The sequence below is a fragment of the Prevotella sp. SGI.167 genome (assembly GCF_050313615.1).
In the GTDB taxonomy this organism is placed as follows: Bacteria; Bacteroidota; Bacteroidia; order Bacteroidales; family Bacteroidaceae; genus Prevotella.
The window spans coordinates 39,784-47,095 of sequence record NZ_JBNPLT010000027.1; the positions used below are offsets into that span (position 1 = coordinate 39,784).

The window sequence follows — 7,312 nt, forward strand, 5'->3', positions numbered from 1 at the left end:
ACAATTATGGCAAAAATTATAGTACATAACACAGGTGTTACTGTTATATCTGTAAACAATGAAGACTTTATTTCTTTGACAGATATAGCACGATACAAGAGTGACGATCCTAATGCTGTCATAGCAAATTGGATGCGTAATCGCAATACAATTGAATACTTGGGAATTTAGGAAGGTTTATATAATTCTTCTTTTAACCCCCTCGAATTCGAGGGGGTATATATATACAGCCCAAGCAAGAGTGAAAAATATTTTTTTATTATTGCAAAATTAAAATGATTTTAGGTGCTGATTTGGCAATGAATAGTAATGGTGGAAATTAATAGGATATATTTTCTTGTAATGCTTTCTATGTTTTTAACATTAAATTTCTTTGCTTTCCAGATAAATTTGCTACCTTTGCACCAGAAACCCCACTGATAGTGCATTTGCACTGCAATGTTATTTAACCCATCTTGCTATAAGGTGGTTTTTTTTATGCAGTTTAGGTACTACTTTAGGTACTCAATGCTTTGTTGAGGCTGTTTTAAATGTGGTTTTACTTTATGTAACTATCTGAAAATAAAAAGGCTACACCATTTCACAATGATGCAGCCTGCAAACTTAAACAACCAATAAAAGAAATAGATTGATCGTTCAATTGTTATATCTGATGAAGAGTAGCTCTTGTTAGAGCTTTGTTTTTTATCTGTCAGAAATATGTCTTATCTATTTTGAAGACATTGCTGATTAGCGGATGAAGAGAAGCTCACGATACTTAGGCAAGGTCCAGAGCTCATCGGCTACTGTCAACTCCAACTTGTCAATCTGATAACGGATCTCCTCCATCTTTGGAGCTACCGTGTCATGATAAGCTATCGCCTTATCGTGCTCATTCTCAATCTTGTTGGCAACCTTGCGGGCATTTACCAACTCCTCAACACCTGTCTCGATGATCTGAGTGCGCTCGGCAATCTTCTTGATGATATTGATGTTGCGGGCAGTCAACTTCTTGCCTTCCTCGTCACCGAAGATGTCAATCATGTTCTCCACATTCTTAGCCAACTGACTCTGATAGTGAGTAGCCACAGGGATGATGTGGTTCATGCTCAAATCGCCCATTACACGGGCCTCAATCTGAATCTTCTTGGTGTAGGTCTCCCATTTCACCTCGTTGCGGGCTTCCAGCTCGTTCTTCTTCATGACACCCATATCCTCGAACATCTTGATAGATGCAGGGTCGAGATAACGCTCGAAGATCTTTGGACAGCTCTTCTCGCAGTCCAGACCACGCTTGGCAGCTTCCTCTACCCACTCATCTGAGTAACCATTACCGTCGAAACGGATAGGCTTGCAGGTCTTCAAATCCTGACGAACGATATCGATGATGGCAGATGTCTTGTCCTCACCCTTGGAAATCAACTCATCCACACGCTTCTTGAAGTCGGTCAAAGCCTCGGCTACGGCGGTGTTCAATACGATCATCGCTGAAGCACAGTTTGCCTCAGAACCTACGGCACGGAACTCGAAACGGTTACCGGTGAAGGCGAATGGTGATGTACGGTTACGGTCGGTGTTATCAATCATCAACTCAGGAATCTCAGGGATATCCAACTTCATGCCCTGCTTGCCAGCCACGGTGAAGAGATCCTTCTTGTCGGCTTTCTCAATGTGCTCGAGAAGGTCGGTCAACTGCTTGCCGAGGAATGAAGAGATGATTGCTGGAGGTGCCTCGTTGGCGCCCAGACGATGCGCATTGGTTGCACTCATGATAGAAGCCTTGAGCAAACCGTTGTGCTTGTATACACCCATCAAAGTCTCTGTGATGAAGACTACGAAACGGAGGTTATCCTCTGGTGTCTTGCCAGGGCCATGAAGCAGAATGCCTGTATCTGTAGCGAGACTCCAGTTGTTGTGCTTACCGGAACCGTTGATGCCTGCGAAAGGCTTCTCATGGAGAAGTACGCGGAAACCGTGATGGCGAGCTACCTTCTTCATCAAGCTCATCAGGAGCATGTTGTGGTCAACGGCAAGGTTGGTCTCCTCGAAGATAGGTGCCAACTCAAACTGGTTTGGTGCTACCTCGTTGTGACGGGTCTTGCAAGGAATACCGAGCTCAAGAGCCTGAATTTCCAAATCCTTCATGAATGCCTGAACACGCTCAGGAATGGCGCCGAAGTAGTGGTCGTCCATCTGCTGGTTCTTTGCAGAATCGTGACCCATCAGGGTGCGGCCTGTCAGCATCAGGTCAGGACGTGCAGCATACAAGCTTTCATCTACCAGGAAGTACTCCTGCTCCCAACCGAGATTGGAAATAACTTTCTTGACATCTGGGTTGAAGTAGTGGCAAACCTCTGTTGCTGCTACGTTTACAGCGTGCAATGAACGGAGCAATGGAGCTTTATAGTCGAGTGCCTCACCTGTGTAAGAAATGAAGACAGTAGGGATACAGAGTGTATCATCGATGATAAATACAGGAGATGTTGGATCCCATGCAGAATAACCGCGAGCCTCGAAGGTTGAGCGGATACCGCCAGATGGGAAAGAAGAAGCATCAGGCTCCTGCTGAACGAGCAACTTACCTGAAAATTCCTCGATCATACCACCCTTGCCATCATGCTCGATGAAGGCATCGTGCTTCTCTGCAGTACCTTCTGTCAATGGCTGGAACCAGTGGGTGTAGTGGGTTACGCCATTCTCGTCAGCCCACTGCTTGATGCCTTTGGCTACGGCGTTGGCGATGTTACGGTCGAGACGAGCTCCGTTGTCGATGACATCTACCAGTTTCTCATAGACATCTGCAGGGAGATACTTGTACATCTTCTGTCGGTTGAATACCTTCTTTCCGAAGAATTCACTTGGTCGCTCGCTAGGAGCGGTTACCTCAACAGGCTTTCTTTTGGAAGCCTCTGAAACAGCTTCAAATCTTAAGTTGCTCATACCTTATATAATTTAAAATTTCTGATTTTCAATGTTTTTATAATCTGTTGGAATGTTTATTTTCCCAGCCATTTGGCTATTCTCTCCATGGCTTCCTTGCAGTCCTCATGCTCGCCGAAGGCGGTGAGTCGGATGTAGCCTTCGCCCGATGGACCGAAGCCGACACCAGGAGTGCAGACTACGCTGGCACCATAAAGCATCTCTTCGAAGAATTTCCAGCTAGGTGTATTGTTTGGCGTCTTCACCCAGAGATAAGGTGCATTCTCACCGCCATATACTCTCAAGCCGAGTTTCTGGAGTTCTGCTCTCATGAAGTGGGCATTCTCCATATAGTAGTTGATGGTTGCCTTCACCTGTTCCTTGCCCTCAGGGGTGTAGATGGCTTCGGCAGCACGCTGGCTGATATAGCTGGTACCATTGAACTTGGTGCACTGGCGGCGGTCCCAGATAGGATTCAATGCCACTTCCTCGCCGGCCAGTGTCTTTGCCTTCAGTTCCTTTGGAACGATGGTGTAACCGCAGCGCACGCCAGTGAAACCGGCAGTCTTCGAATAGCTGTGGAATTCTATTGCCACCTTTCTGGCTCCGCGGATTTCGTAGATAGAATGAGGAATTTCCGGGTCGGTGATATATGCCTCGTAGGCTGCATCATAGAGGATGATGCTCTCGTTCTTGATAGCGTAGTTTACCCATTTTCTGAGTTCCTCCTTCGAGATGACCGTACCCGTAGGGTTGTTTGGATAGCAGAGGTAAATCATATCCACACGGTGGTCAGGAATCTGAGGGATGAAGTCATCGCTTTCATCGCAAGGCATGTAGGTTACGTTACTCCACTTGCCATTCTCAAAGATTCCCGCTCTACCTATCATCACGTTAGAATCTATATAAACCGGATAAATCGGGTCGGTAACGCCGATGTTGTTATCCCATCTCAAAATCTCCTGGATATTTCCCGTATCGCTCTTGGCTCCATCGTTCACGAAGACCTCGTTGGCATCAAGATGAATGCCACGGGGCAGGAAGTCGTTCTTGATGATAGCCTCGCGGAGGAAGTCGTAGCCTCGCTCCGGACCATAGCCTCGGAAGGAAGCCTGCACAGCCATCTCGTCTACAGCCTTGTGCATTGCCTTGATGACGGCAGGGCAGAGAGGCTGGGTTACGTCACCGATGCCCAGGCTGATTACACGCTGCTTTGGATGTGCAATCTTGTAGGCTGTTACCTTCTTTGCGATGTCGGCGAACAGGTAATTGCTTGCCAACTTCAGGAAATGTTCATTAACTAATGCCATATTTTGTTTCTCCTTTTATTTGTGGTCATTATCGACCATTTGTTATTTAAGTTTGCTCTTATTTATAATTCAATTTCTCCTTCGAATGAGAAAGCTGCAGGTCCCGTCATGTAGACATGGTCGTCAGCCTCACTGTGTTCTATTTGGAGAGTTCCGCCATCCATCACGATACTGCTCTTTCTTGAAGCACGCTTGGTCAGGGCTGCGGCTACGGCTGTGGCACAGGCTCCTGTTCCGCAAGCCATTGTAATTCCGCTTCCCCTTTCCCAAACTCTAGTTCTTATGACGTCTGTATCTGTCACTTGTGCGAATTCGATGTTGCAGCGCTGAGGAAAAGCCTTGTCTCTTTCCAGAATCTTACCGTAATGGGCGATGTCGATGGTGTCGATGTCCTCCACAAAGGTTACAAAATGTGGATTTCCCATACATACGTAAGTTCCTTCAAATGTTCTTCCGTCAGCTTCCAGCGTTGAAGGACCGATGAATTGCTCAGGATTTTCCAATATCGGTTTCAGCATGTCCACAGTCACCGATTCCACGGTTTTCGTGTTTTCCTGAATGTGCAATCTCAATATCTTGACACCCGAAAGGGTTTCCAGCCGGATGGTGTCTTTTCTCGTCAATCCCTTTTCGTAGAGATATTTTCCGATGCATCGGCTTGCATTGCCGCACATCATCGCTTCTGAACCATCGGCATTGAAGATACGCATGGAGTAGTCGGCTCGTCTGCCGTCATGCGGTTTACCGATGAGAACCAGTCCATCGCTTCCTATGCCCGTGTGATAAGCACTCCAGGCAATGGCTGCCTTCTCTGGGTCAGGGATGTTATACTGCTCGGTGTCTACATAAATGTAGTCATTACCCGCTCCCTGCATCTTGGTGAAATGAACTGTTTCTTTCATATTGCGTTGTCCTTTAAGTTTGAATTTCTTTTTTTATCTCTCACGTCTTGTCTCTTGTTGAGATTTGACTTTTTGCTAATCAATCGATACTTTCGATGACTATTTGTTTGATTTCGGTTGCAAAGGTACGACTATTTGTTGAAATATGCAAGAAAAAGCATACATTAAATAGTGGGTATTTTTTGCTCTCTTACAATTTGTAATGCAATAACCGTTTGCAGATTACAATATGTAAGAAGAAAACAGTTAGGTTGGATAAATTTAAAATTTCGGGAGAGAAGTAGAAACTAAATGTGTTGAATTTCTTTAAAATGCTGACAAAATGTATTAATTTTGCAGCCGAAAACGAACATAATGTAAAAGAAAAGCTTGATTTAAATAGCAACCAATGAAGGTTCGTTTTCGAAAAGAGACAATCAATAAAGGTATTAACACATTATTAATTATTAAAGGATTATGAAGAAGATTGAGGCAATTATCCGTAAGTCTAGATTCGAAGATGTCAAGAAGGCGCTTTTAGCAGCCGACATCGAGTGGTTCTCTTATTATAATGTAAGAGGAGAGGGAAAAATGCGCCAGGCTCGCATTTACCGTGGTGTGATGTACGATACCAGCAGCATCGAGCGTGTGCTCCTGAACATCGTGGTTCGTGACAAGAATGTGGAACCAACCATCGCAGCCATCCAGGGTGCAGCACAGACCGGTGAAGTTGGAGATGGTCGAATCTTCGTGATTCCAGTATTGGATACCGTTCGAATCAGAACCGGCGAGCGAGGCGACATTGCTCTCTATAATGCAGAGAAAGAGGAATAAAGATACTTTGAACTTTGAGGTTTGAACATTGAACTTTATGATTGGTATTGAAGTTTATATTTGAGAGACTATATTATAATATTGTATTCTAATTTAACTATAAGATATTTATGAGCAGTTTATTATTGACAACACTCGATACGGGTAACACAGCGTGGATGATCATGGCAACCATCTTGGTGCTCTTGATGTCAATCCCAGGTATTGCACTTTTTTACGGCGGTTTGGTGCGCCAGAAGAATATCCTCAGCATCCTGATGCAGACGGTATTCATCGTGGCAGTAGTCAGTTTGATATGGGTAGCCTTCGGATATTCCTGGGCTTTCTCTACAGAATATGCGGATAGCGGCAACCCTTTGGCTTGCATCATCGGAGGTTTCGATAAGTGCTTCCTCCACGGCATCGGTTTGGATGCCATCATGCCAACGGGCATTCCTGAACTCACTTTCGTGATGTTCCAGTGCATGTTCGCCCTCATTACTCCAGCCTTGATTCTCGGTGCATTCGCCGAGCGTGTCAAGTTCAGCGGTTATGTACTTTTCACCATTCTCTGGGTTATCATCGCCTATCTTCCAATGGCCCACTGGGTATGGGGCGGCGGTTTCCTGCAGGAGATGGGAGCCATCGACTTTGCGGGTGGTACCGTGGTTCATATCAATGCCGGTGTAGCCGCTTTGGTCATGGCACTCTGTGTGGGCAAGCGTGATGATTATCGTGCGGGTCATCCTATCACTCCTCACAACATCACCTTCGTGTTCATGGGTATGTCATTTCTCTGGTTGGGATGGTTCGGATTCAATGCCGGTAGCGGTTTGGCTGCTGATGGTCTGGCTGCCAATGCCTTCCTCGTAACCCATATCGCAACAGCTGCAGCAGCCACCACCTGGATGCTCATCGATTGGATTGTGAACAAGAAGCCAACTACGGTAGGTGCTTGTACCGGTGCTGTAGCCGGTTTGGTAGCCATCACTCCTGCAGCAGGCAGTACGGATATTTTAGGTGCCTTCTGCATTGGAATCATTTCCACCATCGTCTGCTTCTTCATGGTAGCGGTAGTAAAGGAGAAGTTCAAGTATGATGATGCCCTCGATGCTTTCGGCGTGCATGGTATGGGCGGTATCCTGGGTTCTATCCTCACCGGTGTCTTTGCCACACGATATGTAACCGGTGCCGAAGGCGTTGAAGGTGCTCTTTATGGAGATTGGCATCAGCTTTGGGTTCAGGTGGTAGCCACCGTTGTGAGCATCATCTACAGCATCGTAGTTACCTTCATCATCTTCAAAGTAGTTGATAAGACGGTTGGTGTACGTGTTGACAAGCGAGTAGAGGAGGAAGGTCTCGATATCTACGAGCATGGTGAGAGTGCTTATAGCAACTAAAAGACATTTA

At 45.9% G+C, this 7,312-nt stretch carries 5 protein-coding genes and 1 pseudogene; 3 read left to right on the forward strand and 3 right to left on the reverse strand.

Annotated features, from left to right (window positions below; genetic code table 11):
- Window positions 1–6: 6 nt before the first annotated feature.
- Window positions 7–168 (forward strand): annotated as a pseudogene (locus ACQRBJ_RS12530) (KilA-N domain-containing protein); the annotation flags it as partial.
- Between the two features lie 561 nt (window positions 169–729).
- Here the strand turns inward: ACQRBJ_RS12530 and ACQRBJ_RS12535 are convergent.
- The 3 genes from ACQRBJ_RS12535 to dapF all read right to left on the reverse strand — a co-directional run bounded on the left by ACQRBJ_RS12535 (window position 730) and on the right by dapF (window position 5,110).
- A complete protein-coding gene (locus ACQRBJ_RS12535; RefSeq protein ID WP_441937129.1) occupies window positions 730–2,919 on the reverse strand; it encodes a glutamine synthetase III family protein in 2,190 nt (729 codons plus the stop codon).
- 56 nt (window positions 2,920–2,975) lie between these two features.
- Entirely contained in the window at window positions 2,976–4,208 is a 1,233-nt protein-coding gene (locus ACQRBJ_RS12540; protein ID WP_153121884.1) for an LL-diaminopimelate aminotransferase, read from the reverse strand.
- A 62-nt stretch (window positions 4,209–4,270) separates the two neighbouring features.
- Window positions 4,271–5,110, reverse strand: coding sequence for a diaminopimelate epimerase (gene dapF, locus ACQRBJ_RS12545; RefSeq protein ID WP_294968927.1), 840 nt, complete (start codon window positions 5,108–5,110; stop codon window positions 4,271–4,273).
- A 456-nt stretch (window positions 5,111–5,566) separates the two neighbouring features.
- Here dapF and ACQRBJ_RS12550 point away from each other — a divergent pair, with 456 nt between their 5' ends.
- Both ACQRBJ_RS12550 and ACQRBJ_RS12555 read left to right on the forward strand, forming a co-directional pair.
- Window positions 5,567–5,923, forward strand: coding sequence for a P-II family nitrogen regulator (locus tag ACQRBJ_RS12550; protein ID WP_006849503.1), 357 nt, complete (start codon window positions 5,567–5,569; stop codon window positions 5,921–5,923).
- Window positions 5,924–6,033: 110 nt separating this feature from the next.
- Entirely contained in the window at window positions 6,034–7,302 is a 1,269-nt protein-coding gene (locus tag ACQRBJ_RS12555; protein ID WP_217761135.1) for an ammonium transporter, read from the forward strand.
- Window positions 7,303–7,312 lie beyond the last annotated feature (10 nt).

Excerpts from the sequence above, each read along its gene's own strand:
- ACQRBJ_RS12535 (WP_441937129.1), bottom strand. The coding sequence starts at position 2,919 with ATGAGCAACTTAAGATTTGAAGCTGTTTCAGAGGCTTCCAAAAGAAAG.
- ACQRBJ_RS12540 (WP_153121884.1), bottom strand. The coding sequence starts at position 4,208 with ATGGCATTAGTTAATGAACATTTCCTGAAGTTGGCAAGCAATTACCTG.
- dapF (WP_294968927.1), bottom strand. The coding sequence starts at position 5,110 with ATGAAAGAAACAGTTCATTTCACCAAGATGCAGGGAGCGGGTAATGAC.
- ACQRBJ_RS12550 (WP_006849503.1), top strand. The coding sequence starts at position 5,567 with ATGAAGAAGATTGAGGCAATTATCCGTAAGTCTAGATTCGAAGATGTC.
- ACQRBJ_RS12555 (WP_217761135.1), top strand. The coding sequence starts at position 6,034 with ATGAGCAGTTTATTATTGACAACACTCGATACGGGTAACACAGCGTGG.